22 protein-coding genes are annotated in these 24,510 nt (G+C 73.1%); 11 read left to right on the forward strand and 11 right to left on the reverse strand.

The window, feature by feature from the left end:
• The 3 genes from ACFYTE_RS41050 to ACFYTE_RS41060 all read left to right on the forward strand — a co-directional run.
• Positions 1–589, forward strand: a 589-nt coding sequence (locus ACFYTE_RS41050; protein ID WP_388722204.1) for an alpha amylase C-terminal domain-containing protein, incomplete at its 5' end; no start/stop codon positions are given.
• Positions 590–655: 66 nt separating this feature from the next.
• On the forward strand, positions 656–2,557 hold the full coding sequence (locus tag ACFYTE_RS41055; RefSeq protein ID WP_388722206.1) for an AMP-dependent synthetase/ligase: 1,902 nt from the start codon (positions 656–658) through the stop codon (positions 2,555–2,557).
• Positions 2,558–2,649: 92 nt separating this feature from the next.
• Positions 2,650–3,084, forward strand: a complete 435-nt coding sequence (locus ACFYTE_RS41060) for an ATP-binding protein (RefSeq protein ID WP_388722208.1) — start codon at positions 2,650–2,652, stop codon at positions 3,082–3,084.
• A gap of 33 nt (positions 3,085–3,117) precedes the next feature.
• Here the strand turns inward: ACFYTE_RS41060 and ACFYTE_RS41065 are convergent, their stop codons facing one another.
• Positions 3,118–3,930: a methyltransferase domain-containing protein gene (locus ACFYTE_RS41065; protein ID WP_388722210.1), complete on the reverse strand. Its 813-nt coding sequence runs from the start codon at positions 3,928–3,930 to the stop codon at positions 3,118–3,120.
• Between the two features lie 311 nt (positions 3,931–4,241).
• Between ACFYTE_RS41065 and ACFYTE_RS41070 the strand changes: the two genes are divergently transcribed.
• Positions 4,242–5,624: an NAD(P)/FAD-dependent oxidoreductase gene (locus tag ACFYTE_RS41070; RefSeq protein ID WP_388722212.1), complete on the forward strand. Its 1,383-nt coding sequence runs from the start codon at positions 4,242–4,244 to the stop codon at positions 5,622–5,624.
• A 184-nt stretch (positions 5,625–5,808) separates the two neighbouring features.
• Positions 5,809–8,058 (forward strand): FUSC family protein, encoded by a 2,250-nt coding sequence (locus ACFYTE_RS41075; RefSeq protein ID WP_388722213.1) that lies wholly within the window; start codon positions 5,809–5,811, stop codon positions 8,056–8,058.
• Positions 8,059–8,094: 36 nt separating this feature from the next.
• Here ACFYTE_RS41075 and ACFYTE_RS41080 read toward each other — a convergent pair whose 3' ends face one another.
• Positions 8,095–8,907 carry a SigB/SigF/SigG family RNA polymerase sigma factor gene (locus tag ACFYTE_RS41080; RefSeq protein ID WP_388722215.1) on the reverse strand — a complete coding sequence of 271 codons (813 nt, stop codon included), beginning with the start codon at positions 8,905–8,907 and terminating at the stop codon, positions 8,095–8,097.
• Between the two features lie 448 nt (positions 8,908–9,355).
• Between ACFYTE_RS41080 and ACFYTE_RS41085 the strand changes: the two genes are divergently transcribed.
• Positions 9,356–9,811: a cyclic nucleotide-binding domain-containing protein gene (locus ACFYTE_RS41085; protein WP_388722217.1), complete on the forward strand. Its 456-nt coding sequence runs from the start codon at positions 9,356–9,358 to the stop codon at positions 9,809–9,811.
• A 4-nt stretch (positions 9,812–9,815) separates the two neighbouring features.
• Here ACFYTE_RS41085 and ACFYTE_RS41090 read toward each other — a convergent pair whose 3' ends face one another.
• The 5 genes from ACFYTE_RS41090 to ACFYTE_RS41110 all read right to left on the reverse strand — a co-directional run bounded on the left by ACFYTE_RS41090 (position 9,816) and on the right by ACFYTE_RS41110 (position 16,140).
• Positions 9,816–11,123, reverse strand: coding sequence for an MFS transporter (locus ACFYTE_RS41090; protein WP_388722219.1), 1,308 nt, complete (start codon positions 11,121–11,123; stop codon positions 9,816–9,818).
• 89 nt (positions 11,124–11,212) lie between these two features.
• The gene (locus tag ACFYTE_RS41095; protein WP_388722240.1) at positions 11,213–11,962 is read right to left on the reverse strand and encodes a TetR/AcrR family transcriptional regulator C-terminal domain-containing protein; all 750 of its coding nucleotides are present in this window, start codon (positions 11,960–11,962) and stop codon (positions 11,213–11,215) included.
• 205 nt (positions 11,963–12,167) lie between these two features.
• On the reverse strand, positions 12,168–13,991 hold the full coding sequence (locus ACFYTE_RS41100; protein WP_388722221.1) for a sensor histidine kinase: 1,824 nt from the start codon (positions 13,989–13,991) through the stop codon (positions 12,168–12,170).
• On the reverse strand, positions 13,988–14,695 hold the full coding sequence (locus ACFYTE_RS41105) for a response regulator transcription factor (protein ID WP_388722223.1): 708 nt from the start codon (positions 14,693–14,695) through the stop codon (positions 13,988–13,990). Before ACFYTE_RS41105 ends, ACFYTE_RS41100 begins: the two co-directional genes overlap by 4 nt.
• A gap of 98 nt (positions 14,696–14,793) precedes the next feature.
• Positions 14,794–16,140, reverse strand: a complete 1,347-nt coding sequence (locus ACFYTE_RS41110) for a M1 family metallopeptidase (protein ID WP_388722242.1) — start codon at positions 16,138–16,140, stop codon at positions 14,794–14,796.
• 251 nt (positions 16,141–16,391) lie between these two features.
• Here ACFYTE_RS41110 and ACFYTE_RS41115 point away from each other — a divergent pair, with 251 nt between their 5' ends.
• Complete coding sequence (locus tag ACFYTE_RS41115; RefSeq protein WP_388722225.1) at positions 16,392–16,742, forward strand: DUF488 domain-containing protein; 351 nt, start codon at positions 16,392–16,394, stop codon at positions 16,740–16,742.
• 34 nt (positions 16,743–16,776) lie between these two features.
• Here ACFYTE_RS41115 and ACFYTE_RS41120 read toward each other — a convergent pair whose 3' ends face one another.
• Together ACFYTE_RS41120 and ACFYTE_RS41125 are read right to left on the reverse strand one after the other, a co-directional pair.
• The gene (locus ACFYTE_RS41120; RefSeq protein ID WP_388722227.1) at positions 16,777–18,450 is read right to left on the reverse strand and encodes an FAD-binding dehydrogenase; all 1,674 of its coding nucleotides are present in this window, start codon (positions 18,448–18,450) and stop codon (positions 16,777–16,779) included.
• A gap of 19 nt (positions 18,451–18,469) precedes the next feature.
• A complete protein-coding gene (locus tag ACFYTE_RS41125) occupies positions 18,470–19,075 on the reverse strand; it encodes a TetR/AcrR family transcriptional regulator (protein WP_388722244.1) in 606 nt (201 codons plus the stop codon).
• Between the two features lie 176 nt (positions 19,076–19,251).
• Between ACFYTE_RS41125 and ACFYTE_RS41130 the strand changes: the two genes are divergently transcribed.
• From ACFYTE_RS41130 to ACFYTE_RS41140, 3 genes are all read left to right on the forward strand, one after another.
• On the forward strand, positions 19,252–19,878 hold the full coding sequence (locus ACFYTE_RS41130; RefSeq protein WP_388722229.1) for an alpha-ketoglutarate-dependent dioxygenase AlkB: 627 nt from the start codon (positions 19,252–19,254) through the stop codon (positions 19,876–19,878).
• 92 nt (positions 19,879–19,970) lie between these two features.
• On the forward strand, positions 19,971–20,738 hold the full coding sequence (locus tag ACFYTE_RS41135; protein ID WP_388722231.1) for an MBL fold metallo-hydrolase: 768 nt from the start codon (positions 19,971–19,973) through the stop codon (positions 20,736–20,738).
• A gap of 10 nt (positions 20,739–20,748) precedes the next feature.
• The gene (locus ACFYTE_RS41140; protein ID WP_388722233.1) at positions 20,749–21,972 is read left to right on the forward strand and encodes a DUF4032 domain-containing protein; all 1,224 of its coding nucleotides are present in this window, start codon (positions 20,749–20,751) and stop codon (positions 21,970–21,972) included.
• Positions 21,973–22,316: 344 nt separating this feature from the next.
• On the opposite strand, the gene ACFYTE_RS41145 is transcribed toward ACFYTE_RS41140, so the two are convergent.
• Together ACFYTE_RS41145 and ACFYTE_RS41150 are read right to left on the reverse strand one after the other, a co-directional pair.
• Entirely contained in the window at positions 22,317–23,189 is an 873-nt protein-coding gene (locus tag ACFYTE_RS41145; RefSeq protein WP_388722235.1) for a universal stress protein, read from the reverse strand.
• A 513-nt stretch (positions 23,190–23,702) separates the two neighbouring features.
• The gene (locus ACFYTE_RS41150) at positions 23,703–23,867 is read right to left on the reverse strand and encodes a hypothetical protein (protein ID WP_388722236.1); all 165 of its coding nucleotides are present in this window, start codon (positions 23,865–23,867) and stop codon (positions 23,703–23,705) included.
• 356 nt (positions 23,868–24,223) lie between these two features.
• On the opposite strand from ACFYTE_RS41150, the gene ACFYTE_RS41155 reads away from it, so the two are divergent.
• The gene (locus tag ACFYTE_RS41155; RefSeq protein ID WP_388722238.1) at positions 24,224–24,439 is read left to right on the forward strand and encodes a hypothetical protein; all 216 of its coding nucleotides are present in this window, start codon (positions 24,224–24,226) and stop codon (positions 24,437–24,439) included.
• Positions 24,440–24,510: the final 71 nt, after the last annotated feature.

Consider the following 24,510-nt stretch of genomic DNA (forward strand, 5'->3'; position numbering starts at 1 on the left):
CGCCGACCACCGCGCCTACCTCGCCTTCATGTGGGCCCACCCCGGCAAACAACTCCTCTTCATGGGACAGGAGTTCGCCCAGGGCGCCGAATGGTCCGAATCACACGGCCCCGACTGGTGGCTGCTCGACCCCGGCTACCCGGCCGAACCCGACCACCGCGGCATCCGCGACCTCGTCCGCGACCTCAACACCGTCTACCGCGCCACCCCCGCCCTGTGGCAGCGCGACACCCACCCCACCGGCTTCCGGTGGATCACCGCCGACGCCGCTGATGACAACGTGTTCGCGTTCCTGAGGTACGACGCCGACGGGACGCCCCTGCTGTCGGTGTCCCACTTCTCCCCCGTCGTCCGCCACGACTACCGGCTCGCCGTGCCGAAGGGCGTCCCCGCGTGGCGGGAGGCGCTCAACACCGACAGCGCGCGCTACGGGGGCGGCGACGTCACCGAGCGGGGGCTCCTCGTGCCGCAGGACGGGCAGCTGCGTCTCACCCTGCCGCCGCTCGCCACGGTGTGGCTGGTGCCGGCTTTTGCGGACCGATCCGATCAGTTCCCCGATCCTGACCCCAATCGCGCTCGCCTGGGCTAGATTCGAGCACCGTCGGCCACAAAGGTGTTCGACGGCGTCACCCTCCGTGCATACCAGGAGCAGTGCATGCGCGACCTCGCCCTTGCTCCAGACCTCGCCCCTGACCTGACCGGCGGGCTCGCCGACACCGTCTTCGACACGGCGGCCCGCGACCCCGCCCTGCCGGTGCTGGCCCGCCGCACGGACGACGCCCCGGCCGGATGGCGGCGGGTGACGGCCGTCGAACTGCGGGACGAGGTGGTGGACCTGGCCAAGGGCCTGGTCGCCTGCGGGATCTCCCCGGGCCACCGGGTCGCCGTGATGGCCCGCACCCGCTACGAGTGGACCGTGTTCGGCCACGCCCTGTGGACGGTGGGCGCGGAGATCGTGGCGATCCATCCGCACTCCTCGCGCGAGCAGGTCGAGTGGATCCTGCGCGACGCCGGCTGCGTGGCCGTGCTGGTGGAGGACGAACAGGGCGTCATGACGGTGGGGACCCTGTGCGCGCGGCTGCCCCGGCTGCGGCACGTGTGGCAGCTGGACACGGACGCGCTGCCGCAGCTCGTGGAGCGGGGCGCGGTCATCCCGCTGACCACCGTGGAGTCGCTGCGCCGGATCGTGCTGCCGGACTCGACCGCGGTCGTCGCCTACACCTCCGGCGCCTCGGGCCGCCCGCTGGGCTGCGCGCTGAGCCACCGCAGCCTGGCGTATCCGTGCGACACGCTGCTCGCGGGCTGGGCGCACACGGCGGCGCCGCCGGGCGAGCAGGCGTCCGTGCTGGCCTTCCTGCCGTTCTCACATGTGTACGGGCTCATGATCCAGGTGCTGTGTCTGCGCGGCGGGATCCTGCTGGGCCACGAGCCCGAGATGACCGACGCGGCGCTGGCGTCGGCGCTGCGCACCTTCCGGCCCACGTACTTCTACGGGGTGCCGTCGCTGTTCGAGAAGCTGTACAAGAACTTCCTGCGCGCGGCCCAGCAGGCCGGCCGGGGCGCGCTGTTCGAGCGGGCGGCGCGGACGGCACGGGACTTCGCCGCGGCCGAGGAGCGGCGGCGGCTGGGCACGGGCGCCGGCCCCGGGTTCGACCTGCGCCTCCAGCACGCCCTGTACGAGCGGACGGTGTACCGCAGGCTGCGGGCCACGCTGGGCGGCCGGGTGATCCGCGGCACCTCGGGCGGCTCGTCGCTCAGCCGGGAACTCTCCCTCTTCTACGAGGGCATCGGCGTCTATGTGAACGACGGCTACGGACTGACCGAGTCGGGCGGCGGGATCACCATGCAGCCGCTGGGCCGGGAGAAGTCGGGCACCGTGGGCCAGGCCCTGCCGGGCACCCGGATCCAGATCGCCGAGGACGGGGAGATCCTGGTGCGCGGCCCGTCGGTGTTCCAGGGCTACGTCAACGACGAGGCGGCGACCCGGGCGGCGCTGCGCGGCGGCTGGCTGGCCACCGGGGACCTCGGGCGGCTGGACTCCGAGGGCTATCTGACCCTCACGGGCCGCAAGAAGGACATCATCATCACCAGCAGCGGCAAGAGCGTGGCGCCGGCCCCGCTGGAGCAGCGGCTGCGCATGCATCCCCTCGTCCACCAGGCGGTGGTCGTGGGCGACGACCGGCCGTGCGTGGGTGCACTGATCACCCTGGACCCGGAGTTCCTCGCGCACTGGCGGTCGGCGCCGGCGTTGCAGGGCGACGCGCCCGGCCGGGACGCGCGGGAGGAGAACGCGCTGCGGGAGGAGATCACGCGGGCCGTGGCCGCCGCCAACAGCGCCGTGTCACGCTCCGAGTCCATCCGGGTGCACCGGGTGCTGCCCACGCCGTTCGACACGTCCAACGGGCTGCTGACGCCGTCGATGAAACTGCGCCGGGACGCCATCGCCCGGCACTACGCCGCCGAGATCGACGCGATGTACCAGGCACGCCCGGACGCGCTGCGGCGCCCGCCGGAGGAGCCGGCCGACTGGGACGACTCGGACAACGTGTTCCGGTGATCGGGAGGCGTAGCCTTCCCGCGCGCGGGAACCCAGCCCAAGGAGAGAAAGACCGGGACGGCAGTCCGGTTCACACGGCGCTGGGGATGACAATGGCGACCGGACGACGGCGGAACAACACACCCCTCTCGGAGGAGGCCTTCGACCGCTGGGTCTCCTTCCCGGGCGACCTGCGCAATGTGACCGGTGCCCGGCTCGCGGCGCAGGACTTCCTCGGCGATCTCGCTCGCAGGACCCCGCCGTCCGCGCCCGAGTACTGGGACGACATCCTGCTGGTGGTCACGGAGCTGGCCGCCAACGCCGTGCAGTACGCGCCGGGGCCGTTCGCCCTGCGGATGCGCCGCACGTTCGACGGTGTGCACATCACGATGCACGACACCAGCACCGTGTGCCCAGAGCCGCGGCCCTTCACCCCGCGCACGGGTGGCGGCGGCGTCGGGTGGCGGCTCGTGGACACGCTGTGCGACCAGGTCAGTGTGGTGGTCACCGACGGCGGCAAGGACATCCACGCCTTCCTGCCCTGGTGAGCGGGCGGGCGGGGCCGTGCGCGCGGCACGGCGTCACCCGGGGCGGTGCGCGACCACGCCGAACATCGTCACGGACATGTGCAGCCCGCCCCGCTCGGCCGCCTCGGCGAGCGTGGCGTACGCGGCGTCGCGCTGGGCCTCGGTGAGCAGTGCGCGGCGCACCGCCGAATCGCCCAGCATGCCGATGATCGGCCAGGCGACCGACCGGTGGTCCTGGAACAGGGCCGCGCAGCCCCGGTCGTCGACCACGAGGCCGGCCGCGGTGACCTGGCCGACGAGCCGGCGCCCCGAGTACGGGTTGGCGACGCCGGTGAGGGCGCCCGAGGCCAGTGCCCGCGTGATCTCCGGGTCTCCGGGGTGCAGGACCGTGGTGGCCCAGTCGGTGTCCAGCAGCGCCACCCGACCGCCGGGGCGCAGCACCCGGGCCATCTCGGCGACCGCCCGGTCCGGCTCGGCGAGGTGCTGCAGGACCCGTTCGCACCAGACCACGTCCACCGAGGCGTCGGGTACGGGCAGGGCCAGCGGGTCGCCGTGCGCGAAGCGGGCCCGGGTGCCGGCGGACCGCTCCTCGGCGACCGCGCGCAGCCCGGGGTCCGGTTCGACGCCCAGGGCATGGCCGTCGGGGCCGACCGCGGCGGCCAGTTCCCTGGTCTGCGAGCCGGTTCCGGCGCCGACGTCCAGCGCCCGCTCGCCGCCCTTGACGGCAAGCGCCTCGTGGGCCCAGGCACGCAGCCGCCGCACCCCCGGGTTGGCATCCTGCGCGTCGAGCGCGCCGGTCGGGGACGCCACGTCGGCCGACTCGCCGCCGTGCGTACGAAAGCCCGGTCCGGGCCGTGTCTGCGCCATGGCGCGCACTCTACGGTCCCCGCGGCCTCCGTGTGGCCCACTCGCCCAGACCGCCGGACCCCGCCCCGCCCGGACCGTCACAGGCGCCCCGGCGGCGGTCCGTGCACCGGTGCGGCCGGCCGTCGGTCGGCATGCCGGGCGGCGCACGGGTTACTCCGGTACCCGGCGGGGCAGACGGTGCCCACGCGCTCGACCGCCTGCCGCTCCCGGTGGCGGAACCACCCGGGGCACGGTGGGATCGATGGGATGCGCAGCAGCGATCCGGGGCGGGGGAACGCGTCGAACCGGACCCGCCCGGAGCCGCGGAAGGGATGGACACCGTGACACGACCCAGGATCCTGGTGGTGGGTGCAGGCTTCGCCGGTGTGGAGTGCGTTCGCCGCCTGGAGCGGAAGCTGGCCCCCGACGAGGCCGACGTCACGCTGGTGACGCCGTACTCGTACCAGCTCTACATGCCGCTGCTGCCGCAGGTCGCCTCCGGCGTGCTGACGCCCCAGTCGATCGCGCTGTCGCTGCGCCGCAGCAGGAGGTACCGCACCCGGATCATCCCGGGCGGCGCCATCGGCGTGGATCTGAGGGCCAAGGTGTGCGTCGTCCAGACGATCACCGACAAGGTCGTCGACGAACCGTACGACTATCTCGTGCTCGCCCCGGGCAGTGTGACCCGCACCTTCGACATTCCCGGCCTGATCGACCACGCCTACGGCATGAAGACCCTCGCGGAGGCCGCCTATGTGCGCGACCACGTCATCTCGCAGCTCGACCTCGCCGACGCCAGCGACGACCCCGCCGAGCGCGCCGCGCGGCTCCAGTTCGTGGTGGTCGGTGGCGGCTACGCCGGCACCGAGACCGCGGCCTGTCTGCAACGCCTGACGCACGCCGCCCTGCGCCGCTACCCGCGCCTGGACCCGTCTCTGATCAAGTGGCACCTGATCGACATCGCGCCCAGGCTGATGCCGGAGCTGGGCGACAAGCTCGGCCGCAGCGCCCAGGAGATCCTGCGCCGGCGCGGGATCGAGATCTCCCTTGGGATGTCGATCGCGAAGGCGGGCGCGCGGGAGGTCACCTTCACCGACGGCCGGGTGGTGCCCACCCACACGCTGATCTGGACGGCCGGAGTCGTCGCCAGCCCGCTGATCGCGACGCTCGGCGCGGACACCGTGCGCGGGCGGCTCGCGGTCACCGCGGAGATGACCCTGCCGGGGCACGACGGGGTGTTCGCGCTGGGCGACGCCGCCGCCGTCCCGGACCAGGCCAAGCCCGAGGAGGACGCGGTCTGCCCGCCCACCGCGCAGCACGCCATCCGTCAGGGCAAGCGGGTCGCCGACAACGTCATCGCGACGCTGCGCAACCAGCCGCTGCGCCCGTACGCGCATCGTGACCTCGGGCTCGTCGTCGACCTCGGGGGCCGGGACGCCGTCTCCAAGCCGCTGGGCGTCGAACTGCGCGGTCTGCCCGCCCAGGCCGTCGCCCGCGGCTACCACTGGTCGGCGCTGCGCACCAACGTCGCCAAGACCCGGGTCATGACCAACTGGCTGCTCAACGCCGTCGGCGGCGACGATTTCGTGCGCACCGGGTTCCAGGCGCGCCGCCCAGCGAAGCTCAAGGACTTCGAGTACACCAACGCGTATCTGACGCCCGACCAGGTGCGGGCGCATGTGGCGGGCCGGGCCCTGGACAGCCCGGCGGACTGAGCCGGGCACCGGCACCCGGTTCGCGCCGGGCCGGCGGGCGGCCTCACCGGCATCCGGCGTCAGGGCCGCATCAGGGGTCCGGCATCAGGCCGGTACCGGCGTCCGGCGCGGACCGTGGCCGTGCCATGCTGGGTCGCAGATCATGTCGCGGATCACGACGTGACACGGGAGAGAGCGCGGCGGCGTGAGGACAGCGGAACGGTCGGTGCGGGCGGAGCCGTGGGACCGGCTCGCGGCCTCCGACCCCGGGCTGCTCCGGCTCACCGCGGGGCTGCGCACGGTGACGGCCATCGCCCTGACCCTGCTCGTCCTGGCGCTGCTGCGGGCCGGTGTCACCCATCTGGTGGCCGGGGCCATGGCGGCGATGGTCGCCACCTTCGCCATCCGTGAGAAGCGGCGCGACCAGCAGGCCGTGACGCTGGCGCTCGGCCTGCCCGTGGCGCTGGTCTCCCTGTCGCTCGGCGCGCTGCTGAACACCCGCGTCGTGCTCGGTGACCTGTTCTTCGTGGCGCTCATCTTCGCCGCGGTCTACGGCCGCCGGTTCGGCGACCGGGGCACGGCGCTCGGCCTGATCGGCTTCCAGGTCTACTTCCTTTCCCTCTTCGTGCGCGCGACCGTGCCGTTGCTGCCCGGCCTGTACGGGACGCTCGTGCTGGCCTTCGGATGCAGCGCCGTGGCCCGGTTCGTGCTGGTGGCGCAGACGCCGGCGGGCATCCTGGACCGGCTGCGCCGTGCCTTCCGGGCCCGGCTCGCCCAGCTGGTCGCGGCCCAGATCGACCTGCTGGACGCCGGCCCCGACGACATGGACAAGGCCCTGGAAGTGGTCCGGGTGAGGACCGCGCGGCTGCACGAGAGCGCGCTGATGATCCAGGGCCGGCTGGCGGACGGCACCTCGGACGAGGCGGTGGCGGGACTGCTCCAGCGGCGCATCGCGGAGGCCGAGATCGCCGCGGAACGGCTCGGTCTGATGCTGCTGACCGCACGCAGCGCCGAGCGCGCGAACACGCTCACCCTGCATCTGCCGGGGGCGCCGCCGCCCTCGGGTGTCGCACAGCCGGTGCGGGACGAGACGATGACGGCGCTGCGCCGGGATCTTCAGGCGCTGCGCCTGCTGGTGCTGCGGCCGGTCGGCGCTGACCGGGGGACGGCGCTGTCCCGGGTGCGCAACCGGCTGCTCGGCTACCGGGAGGAGGAGAACCTGCCGCACGCGTCGCCCGCCGTGCAGGACGTCTTCCGGGGCCTCGGCGAGGCCGCGCGGGCCGTCCTCGGGCTGCGCATCGCCCTGGAAGGGCCGCCGGACGAGTCCGACGACGCGCCCGCGACGACCCGCTCGCGCGAGGAGCTGGACGCGGAGGACGCGGCGATCGGCGGCAGCGAGGAGCGCGCGGCGGGCGAGGCGGCGCCCACCGGGCTGCGGCGGCCCACCACGCGCTCGGCCGTGCAGGTGGCCGTGGGATCGGCGCTGGCCATCGTCGGCGGTGAGCTGCTGTCCAGCCAGCGCTGGTACTGGGCGGTGCTGACCTGCTGGATCGTGTTCATCAACACCGCGTCGACGGGCGAGATCCTGGTGAAGGGCTACCGCCGGCTGCTGGGCACGGTCCTCGGTGTGGTCGCGGGCATCGGGCTCGCGGGTCTGGTCGGCCACCACACGTGGACGGCGTTCGCGCTGGTCCTGCTGTTCATCTTCGCGATGTTCTACACGGCCCCGCTGTCCTACACGCTGATGTCGTTCTTCGTCACGGCGATGCTGGGACTGCTGTACACCCTGCTCAACACCTACAGCCTGGCCGTCCTGGTGCTGCGGGTGGAGGAGACGGCGCTGGGCGCGGCCTGCGGGATCATCGCGGCGGCGGTGGTGCTGCCGGTGGCCACGGACCGCCGTACGAACGAACTGCTGGTCACCGTGCTGGACCGGCTGGCGGACGTCACGCGGTCCGCGGTCGACCAGCTGAGCGGGGCGCCCCCGGTGGACCTGCTGGACCGGGCGCGCGAGCTGGACCAGGCGCTGGCGGACCTGCGTGCCTCGGCGCAGCCGCTCACCCACCCGATCACGCCGCTGCGCTCGCGCAGGGACACCGCGCGCTATGTGGTGGCGCTGCTGGAGACATGCGCCTACCACGCCAGGTCCCTGGCGGCCACCGCCGTGCTGCTGCCGTCGAAGCCGTCGATGGCGGCGGACCCGCGGCTGCGCGGAGCGGGCAGCCGGATCGTGCACAACATCGAGGCGATCGCCGCGCTGGTCAGGGACGGGCAGGCGGCGGCCGAGGTCGAGACCGGCCCGAGCATCGCGTCACTGTTGCGGCCCGGCACGCCGGCCACCCCGCGCTACGGGCAGGTGACCGACCGGGTGCTGCGTCACCTGCAACGGCTGGACGAGGCGGTGGTGGGTCTGGCCCGGCCGCTGCGGGTGCCCGTCGCGCGCGACACGAAGTGAACACGGGACGCCACATGGGGGCGGTGCGACGATGGTTCAGTGGGGCGCCGGGCCGCCGGTGCCGCGCCTGCCGAGTGCCTCGTCGCGGACGCGGGCGCAACTGCGGCTGATGAGACGCGAGACATGCATCTGGGAGATGCCGAGGCGGTCGGCGATACGGCTTTGGGTCATGTCCTCGAAGAAGCGCATGTAGAGGATGGCCCGTTCCCGCTCGGGCAGCCGGCGCAGGCCCTCCTTGGCGGATTCGCGGTCGACGACGACGTCGTACGAGGCGTCGGCCGCGCCGAGGACGTCCGCGAGCGGGTGTCCCCCGCCGTCGGGGGCCGGCTCGGCGTCCAGGGACAGGGTGCTGAAGCTCTCCAGGGCCTCAAGGCCGGTGCCGACCTCGTCCTCGGTGAGACCGGTGTGGCGGGATATGTCGGCGACCGAGGGTTCGGTGGCGCCGGGGTGCTGGGTGAGTTCACGGCGGGCCAGGCGCACCCGGTTGCGCAGGTCCTGCACCCGACGGGGCACCCGCAGGGCCCACATCCGGTCCCGGAAGTGCCGTTTGATCTCTCCGGTGATGGTGGGCACGGCGTAGCTCTCGAAGGGCCCGCGGGCCGGGTCGTACCGGTCGACGGCCTTGACGAGGCCGAGCGCGGCCACCTGCCGCAGGTCCTCGACGGACTCGCCGCGGTCGCGGAACCGGCCGGCGATCCGGTGGGCCATGGGCAGCCAGGCCGTGACCAGTTCCTCGCGCACTTCGTCGCGCCCGGGGCCGTCTGCCGACTCGGCGAGCCGGGCGAACAGGGCCGCCGTGTCGGGGGCGTCGTCGTGGGGCCGCTTGCTTGTGGACAGTTGGGTGAGCATGCGGTTATCGCTCCTGGACAGTGGTTTCGGGGAGGGGGGTCGTGCCGCTCCCGTTGGGCGCGCCTCGGAGCACGACACTCCGTCTGCCCTTGCGCTGGGGGAACAAACACGGACCAAGGCCGCGAGCCGGAGGCGGCGTGCGGCCTCCGCCGCGCCGGGCCCCGGCCGGAACAGTGAAACAGGTCACGCGACCCGGTCTCTGGCGCCCGAGCACCCCAGGGATGGTTTACCGTTCATCCACAACGGGACAGCAGTCGACCGCGCCGGTCCTGCCTGACCCACCAGGTACCGCCCTGGCCGGTTACCCCCGTCCAGCCAGGGCTCTGTTCCGCCCGCCGGGCCGGATCCCGCGCGATTCTCCGCCCCCGAGGTGCCCGGGGCGGCGGCAGCGGCTGAAATGGGCGTAGGGAGAACTCCGGAATCCCCGGCCCGCGAGGAGCCCTGCGCCATGACCAAAGCGATAAAACTGCTGACCGCCCTCCCGCAACCGCAGCGCGAGCGCCTCATGGAGCTGGCGCGGGAGGTGTCCTTCCCCGAGGACACCAGGATCTTCGAGGCCGGTGGCACGGCCGACCGGTTCTGGGTGATCCGGTCGGGCGCGGTCAACCTCGACCAGCAGGTGACGACCCATCAGCGGGTGACGGTGGCGAGCCTCGGCGCGGGCGACCTGCTCGGCTGGTCGTGGCTCTTCCCGCCGTACACCTGGGACTTCGGCGCCGTGGCGTTCAGCTTCGTACGGGCCTACGAGTACGACGCCTCCGCGGTGCTCGCGCTCAGCGTGGAGGACCCGCTGCTCGGGCTGTCGCTGGTGCGGACCGTCGCCGAAATCCTCGCCCACCGCCTGGAGTTGACGCGGGGCAAGCTCATGGAGCAGTACACGCTGCACCGGCGCAGCGCGCTGTAGCGCCTCAGCCTCGGTAGCGGCGCAGCGCGGGCACCGCCGCGGCCAGAACCAGCATCACCGCGACCACGAGCAGGCCGCCGCCCACGACGGCCGCGCGCGGCCCGAAGGCGGAGCCCGCAGTGCCGTGCAGCACATCGGCCAGGCGCGGGCCGCCCGCGACGACGACCGTGAACACCCCCTGCATGCGCCCGCGCATCTCGTCGGTGGCGGCGGACAGCAGGATCGCCCCGCGGAAGACCATGGAGACCATGTCGGCGACGCCCGCGGCGGCGAGGAACGCCAGCGCGATCCATAGGTTGCGGCTCAGCCCGAAGCCCGCGACGGCCACGCCCCAGCCGACCACCGCGCCGATGACCATCCAGCCGTGCCGGCGTGCCCGGGAGAACGTGCCGGAGAACAGCCCGCCGAGCACCGCACCGACCGGGATCCCGGCGAACAGCACACCGAGCGCCAGACCCTCGCCGTACGGGGCGTAGGTCTCCGCGGCCAGTTGCGGAAACAGGGCGCGGGGCATGCCGAACACCATGGCGACGATGTCGGCGAGGAAGGACAGCAACAGCACCTTGTGCAGGGAGATGTAGCGAAAGCCGGCCGCGACCTCCCGCAGTCCCGCCCGTCGGGCGGCCGCCTTGCCGAGCGGCGGCAGCGCCGGGAGCCGCGCGACCGCCCACACTGTGACACACAGCGCCACGGCGTCGATGAGGTACAGCTCGGGCAGACCGACGACCGGGATCAGCGCGCCGGCCAGCAGCGGCCCCGCCACCAGGCCGGTCTGCATCACCGTCGAGCCGAGGGCGTTCGCCGCGGGCAGTTCCTCCGCGGGCACGAGCCGGGCGATGGAGGCGTTGCGCGCCGGGGAGTTGAGACCGAAGAACGCCTGCTGCACGGCGAGCAGGACCATCAGGACGACCACCGAGTCCATACCGGCGACGGCCTGCGCCCAGAACAGCAGCGAGGTGACCGCGATGCCGATGTTGGTCACCAGCAGCAGTCTGCGGCGGTCCACCGTGTCCGCGACCGCGCCGCCCCACAACGCGAACACCACCATGGGCAGCAGCCCGGCGAGGCTCGCGTAGCCGACCCAGGCGGAGGAGTGCGTGATGTCGTAGATCTGCTTGGGCACGGCGACGGCCGTGAGCTGGCTGCCGACCGCGGTGACGATCGTCGAGGACCACAGCCTGCGGTAGGCGGGGCGACGCAGGGGGCGGGTGTCCATCGCCCAGCGGCGCCAGCGGCCTGACGGCCGTGCCGCCGTGCCGGGGGTGTCGGACCGTGCGGCGGCGCTGCCGTCGGTGCTCTCGCTCGTGTCCACGGGCTTCCTGGTTGCTCGTTACATCTTTCGATTCGGGCTTCACTATGGCAGCACCGGCCGTGCCCGCCGAAACGGTGTGCCCGATCGTCTCAGAATCCGGTGACGAGCAGCGCGGCGCGGCACATCCAGCGGAGCGCTGAGGCGTCCCGGTCCGCTTCGGGAAGGACGCTCAGGTGGTGGGCCGCGCTGTCCAGCAGCATGTCCAGGGCCACCGGACAGGCGCTGGTGAGCATGCGCGTGGCCAGCAAGGGGGCCGCTTCGGCGATGCGCGGGTGCGTGGTGGCGGGCAGCCGGGCGTAGAGGGAACTCCATGTGGCCTCGTCGGCCCGCTGGAAGTCGCTCGGCAGCGCCAGGGACGCGGCGTCGAGGGCGGCGAAGGCCAGCGTCTGGTCGATGAACGCCTGATAGACGCGCACGGTGTCGGCGACCGGAAAGCCGGCGGTCCGCAGGATGTCCAGGACGGCCTCGTCGGCGGCGAGTTCGTGCGCGCGGCCGGTGACCCGGTTCGCGGTCAGCAGCGCCGCCTGCGGATGCGCCACGTACGCGGCGGCGAGCGCTTGCACGGCAAGACCTGCGCGGGTACCTGGGTGCGCGGCACCAAGGACGGCGCCGCGCGCGAGGTGTATCTGTACCACGTGGTCGACAACCAGTGGACCATGGCGGAGTACGGGTGCCAGGCCGTGGTGTGGCAGACGGCGGTCAACCCCGTGGTCGCGCTCGAACTCCTCGCCACCGGTGCATGGTCGGGGTCGGGTGTCCTCGGCCCGGAGGCGTTCCCGCCCCGACCGTTCCTGGACCTGCTGACGGCGTACGGCGCCCCGTGGGGCATGCGCGAACAGTGACCGCCGCGGTCGGCGGCGGCGCCGCCGGTGCTCGGGCGGTGCGCTGAGTGCTGGAGCCCGGACCGGGGACGCGGGCCGGTGGCGACGGGCGGCGAGCGCCGGGCCGGCGCCCGCAGTCGGCAGCACTGCGCCACGGGTCGGCCTCGGCCACCCCGTGGCGCACCTTCGACGAGCCACCGTCGGCGGGGCGGTCCCGGGGGTGTCAGCCGTCCCGGGGCGGCGGGATGCCGGGCAGGCGCAGGGTGAAGACGGCGCCCTGTCCGGGCTCGCTCGCCGCGCCGGCCGTGCCGCCGTGGGCGGCGACCAGATGGCGGACGATGGGCAGGCCGAGGCCGCTGCCGCCGGTGCGCCGGCTGCGGGACTTCTCCGCGCGCCAGAACCGGTCGAAGACGTGCGGCAGATCGTCCGCGGCGATGCCGTGACCGGTGTCGGCGACGGTGAGCACGACCTCGTCGCCGTCCCGGCGCGCGGTCAGGGTCACGGTCCCGTCGGCGGGTGTGTGCCTGAGCGCGTTGGAGACCAGGTTGCCGAGCGCCTGCCGCATCCGCACCGGGTCGGCGTCCAGCCACGGGTCGCCGTCGGACCCGGTGCGCAGGGTGACCGCGCCCGCGTCGGCGGCCACCCGGTGCGCCGCGGCGACCTGGTCGAGCAGGTCGCCGGCAGCGACGGGCTCACGGTGCAGGCGCAGCGTGCCCGCGTCGGCGGCGGCCAGGTCCTGGAGGTCGTCGATGACGCGCTGGAGCACCAGCGCCTCCTCGTGCAGGGCGTCGAGCAGGGCCGGGTCGGGCTCGACGAGGCCGTCCCGGGTGACCTCCAGCCAGCCGCGGATGTTGGTGAGCGGACTGCGCAGTTCATGGGCGATGTCGCTGACCATCGCCTTGCGCTGGGCCTCAAGACGTGCGCGTCGCTCGGTCAGGTCGTTGAAGGCCTCCGCCAGGATCCCGGTCTCGTCCCGCGTGGTCACCGGAACCCGCACATGCCGGTCGGGCGGCTGCTGGGCGGCCGCGGTCAGCGCGCGCAGCGGCCGTACCAGCCGGGTGGCGACCGCGGCGGTCAGGGCGACCGTGACGGCGAGCACGAGCGAGGCCACCCCGACGACCTTGGCCTTGTTCGCCGGTGACATGTCGAAGCGGGGCGTGGTCTGGTCGCCGAGGCCGAGGAACAACTCGGCCACGGGGGCGACGTACGGGTCGAGCTGGGCGCGGCGGGCGCTGTCCACGCAGCCCTGCACCAGGCGCATCCCCTTGCCGTCGGCCGCCCCGGCGTACTTCACGAGGAACCGGTCGAAGGTGCCGCCGCTGCCGGGGTCCAGCATCAGGTACAGCGGCAGGTCCGGGTTCATGCCCTTGCGTGCCAGGCAGGCGCTGGTGCCTCCGGTGAGCGCGGTCAGCGCCTTGTGTTCCGTGGCGGTCGCGATGGCCGACGGATAGCCGCACCGGTCCTGGAAGTAGCCGGTCGTCGCCGTCCCGTCGGCGGCGGTGACGAAGGGCCGCCCGGCCGGGGTCCGTTCGATCCTGGTCCGGATGCCGAGGCGTTCGAAGCAGGCCCGCTGCTTGTCGGCTACGGCGTCCAGCCGTTCGCGCTCCTCGGCGGTGAGCCGGTACGGGCCCACCGCCCGCGGGTCCAGGCCGCTGAGCTGCGCCCCGGGCTCGGTGTAGGTGTCGGTGCGCAGCGGGTCGACGGAGGCGGCGGGCCGCGGCGGCAGCGGGGTGCCGCGGGGCGCGGAGTCGGCGAGCAGGACCCGGTCCGGGGTGGTCAGGGCGATGCGCCGGCCGGTCTTCGCGGCCAGCTCGCGGACGGTGTGCCGGACGTCCTTCCAGTCGGGGTGGGTGGCGGCGTACCCGCTGAGCCTGGCCAGGATGTTCGTGTCGGCGGCCAGGTCCTGGCCCTGCTCCTCGCGCAGCGCACTGGTGGTGGTGGTCACGGCCAGCCAGGCCGTCGCGGCGACCGAGCACACGGCGATCAGCACCGAGGCGATGAGCAGCCGGACCAGCAGCCGTTTGCGCAGCGGTATCCGGCCCTTCACGGCCGGCCGCCGCTGAGCTTGTAGCCCACCCCGAACACGGTGAGCAGCCGCACCGGCCGGCGCGGGTCGGCCTCGATCTTGCGGCGCAGGTTCATGATGTGCACGTCGACGGCCCGTTCCGTGGAGGCCCGGTCGAAGCCGCGGGTCGCCTGCAGCAACTGCCGCCGGGAGAAGACCCGTTCCGGCTCGGCGGCCATGGCCAGCAGGATCTGGAACTCGGCCGGGGTGCACTCCACCGGCACGCCGTCGCAGCGCACTTCGTGCCGCACCGGGTCGACGCTGACGCCTGCGGCGCGGACGGCGGGGTCCTCGCGCACGCCGACGCCCCGGCCGCTGCGCCGCAGCACGGTCCGGATCCTGGCCATCAGCTCGCGCGGGCTGTAGGGCTTGGTCAGGTAGTCGTCGGCGCCCAGTTCCAGACCGAGCAGCAGATCGTCCTCGGCGGAACGGGCGGTGAGCATGAGCACGGGGATGTCGGCGGTGTCCGGCGCGCCGCCGCGCAGCGCCCGGCACACCCCGAACCCGTCGACCACCGGGAGCATCAGGTCCAGGACCACCAGGTCGGGCGCGAGCCGGCGGGCCGCGTCCAGGGCGGCGGCGCCGTCGTGCACCACCGTGGCGGTGTGACCCTCCGCCAGCAGGGAGCGGCGTATGAGTTCGGCCTGCATCTCGTCGTCCTCGGCGACCAGCACATGTGCGCACACGCGGCGGATCCTAGGCGGTGTTTCGGCGTCGGGTCATATGCCGACCTTCGCCGACACATGTGAGGAACTCGTCAGGCAGCGCCCCGCAACCACGGCCCCTACAGCGAAGCGCCCGGTTTCCCCTTGGTGTACAGCCACGTGTGGAACAGGCTCTTCAGGTCCTTCCCCGACTCCCGCTCGGCCAGCCGCACGAACTCCTCGGTGGTGCCGTGCCCGTCGCGGTGCTGGGTGGGCCAGGCACGCAGGATCCGGAAGAACGCGGCGTCGCCGACGGCCTTGCGCAGCTGGTGCAGGGTCATCGCGCCACGGTCGTACACCGGGTCCTCGAAGAGGTTGTCGCCGCTGCCCGGGTCGCCCGGCGGGATGTCCCACAGGTCGTCGTCCTCGGGGCTGGCGTACAGCTCGTCGAAGGTCTCCTGCGCGGTGTCGCCGCCGTGCTGTTCGTCGTAGAGCCACTCGGCGTAGCTCGCGAAGCCCTCGTTGAGCCAGATGTCCTTCCAGGAGGTGAGGGCGACCGAGTCGCCGAACCACTGGTGGGCGATCTCGTGGACGAAGGTCGCCAGGTCGGGTGCCGAGTCGTAGACGGGCCGGCTCTGGCTCTCCAGGGCGTACCCGACGTGCGGGGCATGGTCGACGATCGATCCCGCCGCCCGGTACGGGTACGGGCCGAACAGCTTGCTCTCCCACTCCAGCACGGAGGGCAGCTTCTTCAGGACGGACGCCGATGCCTTCGCCTCCCGGGGGTCGACGGCGTTGTACACCTGGATGCCGTCGCCGGTGGTGTACCGCTCGACCTCGAACTTCCCGACCGAGGCCGTGGCCAGGTAGGCGGCCATCGGCTCGCTCTGGCGCCAGCGGAAGGTGGTGAGGCCGCCGGCGGTGCTCTGCCCGAGCAGGACGCCGTTGGCGACGGCGGTGCGCCCCTCGGGGACGGTGATCGTGAAGTCGTACGAGGACTTGTCCAGGGGGTGGTTGTTCGCCGGGAACCAGGTCATCGAGCCCTGCGGCTGGCCTGCGACGAACGCGCCGTCGTCGGTGTGGATCCAGCCGTCCTGGGTGCCGTCCGGTTGGATGAGGGGCTGGGGCGTGCCGTTGTAGTCGACCCTGACCTGGAACTCCTGGTCCTTGTCGAGGGCCCGGCGCGGGGTGACGACCAGTTCCTGGCCGTTGCGCCTGACGTCCGCGGTCTCGCGGTCGACGACGACGCCGGTGACGGTCAGCCCCTTCAGGTCGAGGTCGAAGCTGGACAGCTCGTGCGTGGCGCGGGCGGTGAGGACGGCCGTGCCGTCGAGGTGCCGGGCTTCGGTGTCGTAACGGAGCGTCAGGTCGTAGTGCTGGACGTGGTATCCGCCGTTGCCGGCGAGCGGGAAGTAGGGGTCGCCCAGGCCGGACGCTCCGGGCGAGCCTGCCGCGGACGGTCCGGCGGCGCCGAGCAGCGCCGCCATGGCGACGGGGACGGTGGCGAGGACGGCCTCGCGGCGCAGCACCGTGGTGCGTCGTCCTGCGCCCTGCTGCGGGGGTGGCGTCACATGCGCTCCTTGGGAGGGATGGCCGACATCGATCTGCCACAGACTAGAGGCGATTTCGCCCGTATCGCCCACGTTCGCGGCAAGTCGTGCCGCGTCGTCCACCGGTCGGCCGGTCTCGTCACCGTACGCTCGCCGCACCGGCCGCGCCCGCAGAGAGGTCCCCGATCGTGAGCGTACGTGTGCGTCGCGTCTACGAACCGCCCGAGCCCGACGACGGTCTGCGGGTGCTGGTCGACCGGCTGTGGCCGCGCGGCCTGGCCGAGGACGCCGCCGGGATCGACGAGTGGCCGAGGACCCTGCCCCCGTCCGCCGGGCTGCGCCAGTGGTACCACGCCGGCCACGGCGACTACGCGGAGTTCGGCCGCCGCTACGCGGCCGAACTGGAGAAGCCGGAGGCCGCCGCGCTGCTCGACGGACTGCGCGCCTCGGCGCGCACCGGACCGGTGACGCTGCTCACCGCCTCCGAGAACCCGCAGCAGGGCCATGCCGCGGTCCTGGCGTCGCTCCTGAGCGACTGACCCGGCGCCCCGCACGACCGGCTCGCTTGCTCGCTCACCCCGTCTGCCGTGCCGCGGCCCGGCCCGCTGCGCGGCCGGAGAACAGGCAGCCGCCGAGGAAGGTGCCCTCCAGCGCGTTGTAGCCGTGGACGCCGCCGCCGCCGAACCCGGCCACCTCTCCTGCCGCGTACAGCCCGCCGACGGGCTGCCCGTCGGCGCCCAGGGCGCGGGAGTCCAGGTCGGTCTGGATGCCGCCGAGCGTCTTGCGGGTGAGGATGTGCAGCTTGACGCCGATGAGCGGGCCCGCGGCGGCGTCGAGGATGCGGTGCGGGACGGCGACCCGGCCGAGGCGGTCCCCGATGTAGCGGCGGGCGTTGCGGATGCCCTGCACCTGGGAGTCCTTGCCGTAGGGGTGGTCGATCTGCAGGTCACGCGCCTCGATCTGGCGGCGCACCGCGGCGGGGTCGAGCAGGGGCCGCTCCGTGAGGCCGTTCATCTTCTCGACGAGCCGTTCCAGGGTGTCGGCGGTCACGAAGTCCGCTCCGTGGCGCACGAAGTCCCGCACGGGCCCGGGGGCGCCCTTGCCGAGCAGCCGGTCGCGCAGCACCGCCTTGCGGTCCTTCGCGGTGATGTCGGGGTTCTGCTCGGAGCCGGACAGCGCGAACTCCTTCTCGATGATCTTCCGGGTGAGGACGAACCAGGAGTGGTCGTGGTCCTTGAGGTCCTCGGTGGTGCGCAGGTGCCTGAGGGTGCTCAGGGTGTCGTAGCCGGGCAGGCAGGGGTCGGGCAGCCGGCGGCCGAGCGCGTCCAGCCAGATCGGGGAGGGTCCGGACAGGATGCGGATGCCGTGTCCGGGCCAGATGGGGTCCCAGTTACGCAGGCCCTCGGTGTAGTGCCACATGCGGTCCCGGTTGACCAGGCGCGCGCCCGCCTGTGCGCTGATGTCGAGCATCCGTCCGTCGACATGGGCGGGGACGCCGGTGACCAGGTGTGCGGGGGGTGTGCCGAGCCTTTCGGGCCAGAACCGGCGCACCATGTCGTGGTTGGCGCCGATGCCGCCGCTGGTGACGATCACGGCCTGGGCGGTGAGCGCGAAGTCACCGCTCCGGTCGCGGTTGGAGGCGACCCCGCGGGGCGCGTCGTCGGGGGCGAGGACGGTGCCGCGTACCCCGGTCACCTGTCCCGCCTCCACGACGAGTTCGTCCACCCGGTGGCGGTGGTGGAAGGTGAGCAGTCCGTCCCGGGCGGCCTGCCGGGCGTGGCGCGCGAACGGCTCGACGACGCCGGTGCCGGTGCCCCAGGCGATATGGAAGCGCGGCACGGAGTTGCCGTGCCCGTCGGCGCGCAGATCGCCGCGTTCGGCCCAGCCGACGGTGGGCAGCAGGGAGATGCCGTGGCCCTGGAGCCAGGACCGCTTCTCGCCGGCCGCGAACTCGACGTAGGCGCGGGCCCAGCGCGCCGCCCAGGAGTCCTCGTCGGCGAGCCGGTCGAACCGCGCGCTGCCCTGCCAGTCGTTCCAGGCGAGGTCGAGGGAGTCCTTGATGCCGAGGCGCCGCTGCTCCGGGGAGTCGACGAGGAAGAGCCCGCCGAAGGACCAGTACGCCTGGCCGCCGAGGTTGGCGGCGTTCTCCTGGTCGACCAGGGCAACGCGCCTGCCCCGGCTGGTGAGTTCGTGCGCCGCGACCAGGCCGGCGAGACCCGCTCCGACGACGATGACGTCCGCGTCCATGGCGTGCGTTCCCTTCCCTCTACGACTCGTGCGGGGTGGTGCTGCCGTCGGTCAGCAGCGCGGTGAGCAGGTGGCCGAGCCAGGCGCGGGCCGCGTCCACGTCCCTCTCCAGCAGCAGTTGGGTGGTGACTCCGTCGTAGGCGGCGACCACGGCGTGCGCCGCGCCGTCGGCACCGCCGAGCACGGCGGGCAGCGCGGTGCGGCCCGCGGCCCGGGTCAGCCGGTCCGCGATGGCCCCTCTGAGGCGGGCCCGGTGGTCGAGGAGCGCCTGGGCCACGGCGGGGCGGCGGGCGGCGTGCACCAGGAAGTCCGTCTTGACCAGCAGCCAGTCCACGTCCAGCAGCAGCACCTCGGTGACCCGGGCCACTGCGGCGGGCACGTCGAGCCCCGGGCCGTCGAGGGCCAGCGCGTCGGCCACCTGCTCGGCGATGAGTTCGGCCCGCTCCCGGTAGAGGGCGAAGAACAGCTCGTCCAGGGTGGCGAAGTTGGAGTAGAAGGCGCCCCTGCTGAAGCCGGCGGCCTCGCAGACCTCCTCGATGGAGACGCGGCCGAACCCCTTTGCGGCGAACACCGTGAACGCGGCGTCGAGCAGCCTGGCCCGGGTCCGTACCCGGCGCCGGGTCATCCGCCCCGCCGTCTGCTGCGTCACCACCGGACCTCCGTTCGATGCGCGAATGTATCGGATACGCCGATGTATCGAAAGGGGTGGGGAAGAACGGTGGGAGGAGGAGCGCCGCGCACCGGTGTGCGCAGCCCGCGATCATGGGAACACATTTTCGATTCACGGGTTACGCTGGGGCCATGGCCACGCACTTCCAGGGCTCCCTGTTCGACCAGACCGACGAACTGCGGCTCGCCGCCCTCGACGGCGCGCTCCGGACCGAGCTGGGCACGGGCGCCTGGATCGACGTGCTGCCCGGCTGGCTGAGCGGGGCCGACGCGCTGTTCGGGCAACTGGCCCGGGACGTGCCGTGGCACGCGGAGCGGCGCACGATGTACGACAGCGTCGTCGACGTGCCGCGGCTGCTCGCCTTCTACGGGCCGGACACCCCGCTGCCGCACCCCGTGCTGGCCGAGGCCCGCGACGCGCTCTCCCGCCATTACGCCGGCGAACTGGGCGAGCCCTTCACCACGGCCGGCCTGTGCTACTACCGCGACGGCCGGGACAGCGTCGCCTGGCACGGCGACCGGATCGGGCGGGGCGCCCGCGAGGACACCATGGTGGCGATCCTCTCCGTGGGCACACCCAGGGACCTGCTGCTGCGCCCGGCGGGCGGCGGCCCCTCGGTCCGCCGCCCGCTCGGCCACGGCGATCTCGTCGTGATGGGCGGCTCCTGCCAGCGGACCTGGGAACACTGCGTGCCGAAGACGACGCGCGCCACCGGGCCGCGCATCAGCGTCCAGTTCCGGCCGCACGGCGTACGGTGACCTCGGCATTCCGCTACCCCGCGCCCCGCGGCGGCCGGAACGTCTGGTTGGCTGTCAGCCGTCGGGCAGCACACTCAGGACTCGGGGAGATCATGCGGGCAGACGTACGCCAAGTCGCCGACGGCGCCTACCTGGTGCACGGCAGCGACACCAACTGGGTGATCCTCACGGACGGGGACACGGCGACCCTGGTGGACACCGGCTATCCCGGGGACCGGCAGCTGGTCCTCGACTCCCTGGCCGCCGTGGGCAGCAAGCCCGAGGCGGTCGCGGCCGTGCTGATCACCCACGCGCACAACGACCACCTGGGCTCGGCCGAGTATCTGCGCAGCACCTACGGAACCCCGGTCCTGCTGCACGAGGCCGAAGTCCCGCACGCCCGACGGGAGTTCCTTCAGCAGGTGTCCGTGGGCGCGGTACTGCGCAACACCTGGCGGCCGGGCGTCGTGCCGTGGCTCGTGCATGTGCTGCGCGTCGGGGGCACCCAGCAGCACCCGGTCAGCGCTCCCGAGGCGTTCCCCACCGCGGGCCCGCTGGACCTGCCGGGCCGGCCGGTCCCGGTGCACACCCCCGGCCACACCGACGGACACACCGTCTACCACCTGCCCCACCTCGGCATCGTCATCTCCGGCGACGCCCTGGTCAGCGGCCACCGCACCTCCCGGCTGCACGGGCCCCAGCTGCTGCCGGTCATGTTCGACCACGCCCGGACCCGCACGGTGGACTCGCTGGAGCTGATCGCGGGGCTCGACGGGGACATCCTGCTGCCGGGCCACGGGCCGGTGCACCGCGGGTCCGTGCGCGAGGCCGCCGAGCAGGCACGGGACCGGGCGCGCAGAACCGGGCCCGCCAGGCCGTAGGGTTCATGCCATGGCCATGCAGATCAGCGCCACCAACCCGGAGCATCCCGCGCTCCTGCTCGAACTCCCCTGGAGCCTGCCGCTTCAGGAGTGGCCCGAGGAACACCTCGTGCCACTGCCCCGCGGCATCTCCCGGCACGTGGTGCGCTACGCCCGGGCCGGCACCGAGATCATCGCCGTCAAGGAGCTTGCGGAGCGGCCCGCGCTGCGCGAGTACGAGCTGCTGCGCGACCTGGACCGGCTCGGCATCCCCGCCGTCGACCCGCTGGCCGTGATCACCGGCCGCACCGACAGCGCCGGGCAGCCGCTGGAATCGGTGCTGGTCACCCGGCACCTGCGCGGCTCGATGCCGTACCGCTCGATGTTCGAGACGACCATGCGGCCGGAGACCATGCACCGGCTCATGGACGCCCTGGCCGTGCTGCTGGTGCGGCTGCACCTGGCCGGGTTCGCCTGGGGCGACTGCTCGCTGTCCAACACGCTCTTCCGGCGCGACGCGGGCGCCTACGCCGCCTACCTGGTGGACGCCGAGACCGGCGACCTGCACCCGCGGCTCAGCCCCGGGCAGCGGGAGTACGACCTCGACCTGGCCCGTGTGAACATCAGCGGCGAACTGCTGGACCTGGAGGCGTCCGGGGCGCTGCACCCCTCCGTCGACCCCGTCGAGTTCGGCCACGAGATCTGCACCCGCTACGACGGGCTGTGGGAGGAACTGACCCGCACCTCCGTGTACCCGGCGGGCAAGTACCACTACATCGAGCGCCGCATCCGCCGCCTGAACGACCTCGGCTTCGACGTGGCCGAGATGCAGATCGAGCACTCCTCGAACGGCGACTCCGTCACCTTCGTGCCCAAGGTCGTCGACGCGGGCCACCACCAGCGGCAACTGCTGCGCCTGACCGGCCTGGACGCCGAGGAGAACCAGGCCCGCCGGCTGCTGAACGACCTGGAGAGCTGGATGGCCACCCAGGAGGACTACGCGCCCGATGACCCCCTCGCGGCCAGCACGGAGGTGCTGGCCCACCGCTGGGTGCGGGACGTGTTCCGGCCGACGGTGCGGGCCGTGCCGCCGCAGCTGCGGGGCGCGATGGATCCCGCGGAGATCTACCACGAACTGCTCGAACACCGGTGGTTCCTGTCGGAGCGGGCGCAGCATGACATCGGGCTGGACACGGCGGTCGCCGATTACATCGCGAATGTGCTGCCGGGGGCTCGGGCGTCGCTGGAACCGTGACGCTCCGCTGGGTTGGCCGGGGGTGTGTGGTCGTCGTTCGGCTGCGGTGCCGCTGGCGCTGGGCGCTGCGGAGGTTGGGTCGTCGTTCGTCTGCGGCGGCGCGGGGGCTGGGCGCGCCGTTCCCCGCGCCCCTTACGGGGCGCTGCCGGGACACGTGTGTCATCCGGCGCGGCCGGATTGGGGCTGAGCGCGCCGTTCACCGCGCCCCCTGCGGGGCGCTGCCGGGACACGTGTGTCATCCGGGCAGCGCCCCAGGGGGTGGGTCGTTGTTCGGCTGCGGCGGCGCGGGGGCTGGGCGCGTCGTTCACCGCGCCCTTACGGGGCGCTGGCGAGAACGTGTGTAGTCAGGGTTGGGGGGTTACGGCGACCGGGCAGGGGGCGTGGTGGAGTACGCCGTGGGCGACCGAGCCGATGCGGGCGCCTACCGGTGTGCGGTGGGCCCGGCGTCCCACGACCATCAGCTGGGCCCCCGCGGCGACCGACAGCAGCACCTGGCCCGCGCTGCCCATCTCGACGTGCTCGGTGACGGGGACGTCGGGGAACCGCTCGCGCCACGGCGCCAGCGCGGCGGCCAGCGCCTCCCTCTCGTACGGCTCCAGACCCCCGGCGTCGTCGAGGAGCTTCATCGAACCCGGGCTGTAGGCGAAGACGGGCGGCAGGGTCCAGGCCCGGACCGCGCGCAGCGCGGCCCGGCGGGCCGCGGCCGTCTCGAACGCGAACCCCAGGGCGGCGGCACTGTCCTCCGGGCTGCCCTGCTGGCCCACGACCACCTCCCGGCCGGCCGCCTCGGCGCCGGCCCGGTCGTCGGCGCGCACCAGCACGACCGGCCGCGCGGCCTCCGCGATCACCTGCTGTCCGACGGAGCCGAGCAGGAACCCGACGACCGCTGCCTGCCCGCGCGAGCCGAGCGCCAGCAACTCCGCGTCGGCCGCGGCGGCGACCAGCGACTCGACGGCATGTCCCTCGACCACGTCGACGGACACCGTCAGCTGCGGGTGGCGCTCGGTGACCGTGCGCACCGCCTCCGCGGTCGCGCCGCGCGCCCAGCCGGCCTGAGCGTCCCGGTCCGCCGCCCCGGCCGCCTCGTGCAGCTGGAACCGCCATGCGTGCACCACCCGCAGCGGCCGGTCCCGGCGTACGGCCTCGCGGGCCGCCCACGCCAGCGCGGCCAGGCTCTCCTCACTACCGTCGACCCCTGCCGTGATCGGGCGTGTCATGCGCAGGCCTCCTCGTCGTCGCGCGTCTGCCGGGTCCAGTCTTCACCACCGGGGCCGCACGCCGGCCCGGCGGGGGTACCACGGCGCAGTGCAGCGAAGCCGGACGATCGAACATACGATGGGGCCCAGCCGGTGCGGTGACGAGGGCGACACCGTCCCTGGATATGACCGCTCGGGGTGGGAGACACATGGCACAGGCCGCCGACGCAACGCGGACCGTCATCATGACCGTGGTGGCGACGCCCTCCTTCTCCGCGGCGGCCCCGCGAGGCTCCTGGCTCCAGGCCCGGGCGAGAGCGAGGCTCGGAGCCCATTCGCGCAGGAGGTCGTGGCGATGGTGTCCTCCCGGTTCGAAGGCCTCGGCCCTCAGCTCCTCCTCCCCGCCGCGCAGGTACAGGTCGACCAGCTCGGTCTCCGCCGCCGCGAAAGCCTGCGCAGCCTTGAGCACTATGCGGAACGTGAGGAGCCATGTTCCGTGGCGGTCCTGGTAATTCGCGGGAGCTGAACGAAGGCCTAGCTCGACTGACCATCGCCAAGCTCTGTGAAGCGCTCCTGCCACGCCCTTCGGATCCAATCTGGCAGGCCGAGATCGGGCCAGAGCCGCACGAGGCTGTCCCGGTCGACGAACTGGTCGAGGTCATCCTGCGACCTCGCCTCGCGCAGGACGATCCTGATCATCGAGCGCAGACGAGCGTCGTAGGAGAGGTCGAACGGCCGAGAGCCCAAGAGCCGGCTCAGCAATTCGACGGAGCCCGTCGCAGGGCCGCGGAGCTCGTCGAGATCCGGGCAGGACGAACGACGGCGCGAAGACCTCCTGCTCGTCGTCCGGCACAGGCACCGCACCGCCATCAACTCCACCCAGCCCCCGGCCGACCGTGACGCCCGAGCCGGCATGCTGCCGACCGCCCTGTGGCCCGATTGGGCCCTGCGTCTGACTCCCCGGCACACAGGCGGCCGTCCTGTCGCCCACCGCACCAGACGAACTCCTCACCGTCGCCTGCCTGCTGGCCGGCACTACCACACCCATCCGGGACGTGGCCCGCCTGACGGGCACCACCGTCAGCAGCCTTCACATCTCCACCCTCCTGGCCGAACTCACCCGCCGCCCCGATAGTGCCGACGTCCTGCACGCCCTGATCCTGCTCGCCGACCACCTCGACACCCACGGCTCCCCCCTGCCCGAACCGCACCCAGTCACAGAATCCGTTGAACGCCTCCACCTTGTTGGGGTGTGTCAATTTAACGGCTGATCTTGGTTGTTGATGGTCAGTTGTTTCTCGGGGTCAGGCGGCCCTCGAAGGCGATCTGGAACGCGTTGAGG

Origin of the sequence: Streptomyces sp. NPDC004629, assembly GCF_042873595.1 — a bacterium.
Lineage (GTDB): Bacteria > Actinomycetota > Actinomycetes > Streptomycetales > Streptomycetaceae > Streptomyces.

Bases quoted from the DNA above. Each gene is read 5' to 3' on its own strand.
- ACFYTE_RS41060 (WP_388722208.1), top strand. From the start codon at position 2,650: ATGGCGACCGGACGACGGCGGAACAACACACCCCTCTCGGAGGAGGCC.
- ACFYTE_RS41120 (WP_388722227.1), bottom strand. From the start codon at position 18,450: ATGGACGCGGACGTCATCGTCGTCGGAGCGGGTCTCGCCGGCCTGGTC.
- ACFYTE_RS41145 (WP_388722235.1), bottom strand. From the start codon at position 23,189: ATGACACGCCCGATCACGGCAGGGGTCGACGGTAGTGAGGAGAGCCTG.
- ACFYTE_RS41140 (WP_388722233.1), top strand. From the start codon at position 20,749: ATGGCCATGCAGATCAGCGCCACCAACCCGGAGCATCCCGCGCTCCTG.
- ACFYTE_RS41065 (WP_388722210.1), bottom strand. From the start codon at position 3,930: ATGGCGCAGACACGGCCCGGACCGGGCTTTCGTACGCACGGCGGCGAG.
- ACFYTE_RS41080 (WP_388722215.1), bottom strand. From the start codon at position 8,907: ATGCTCACCCAACTGTCCACAAGCAAGCGGCCCCACGACGACGCCCCC.
- ACFYTE_RS41070 (WP_388722212.1), top strand. From the start codon at position 4,242: ATGGACACCGTGACACGACCCAGGATCCTGGTGGTGGGTGCAGGCTTC.
- ACFYTE_RS41150 (WP_388722236.1), bottom strand. From the start codon at position 23,867: ATGATCAGGATCGTCCTGCGCGAGGCGAGGTCGCAGGATGACCTCGAC.
- ACFYTE_RS41055 (WP_388722206.1), top strand. From the start codon at position 656: ATGCGCGACCTCGCCCTTGCTCCAGACCTCGCCCCTGACCTGACCGGC.
- ACFYTE_RS41085 (WP_388722217.1), top strand. From the start codon at position 9,356: ATGACCAAAGCGATAAAACTGCTGACCGCCCTCCCGCAACCGCAGCGC.
- ACFYTE_RS41125 (WP_388722244.1), bottom strand. From the start codon at position 19,075: ATGACCCGGCGCCGGGTACGGACCCGGGCCAGGCTGCTCGACGCCGCG.
- ACFYTE_RS41135 (WP_388722231.1), top strand. From the start codon at position 19,971: ATGCGGGCAGACGTACGCCAAGTCGCCGACGGCGCCTACCTGGTGCAC.
- ACFYTE_RS41110 (WP_388722242.1), bottom strand. From the start codon at position 16,140: ATGGCGGCGCTGCTCGGCGCCGCCGGACCGTCCGCGGCAGGCTCGCCC.
- ACFYTE_RS41130 (WP_388722229.1), top strand. From the start codon at position 19,252: ATGGCCACGCACTTCCAGGGCTCCCTGTTCGACCAGACCGACGAACTG.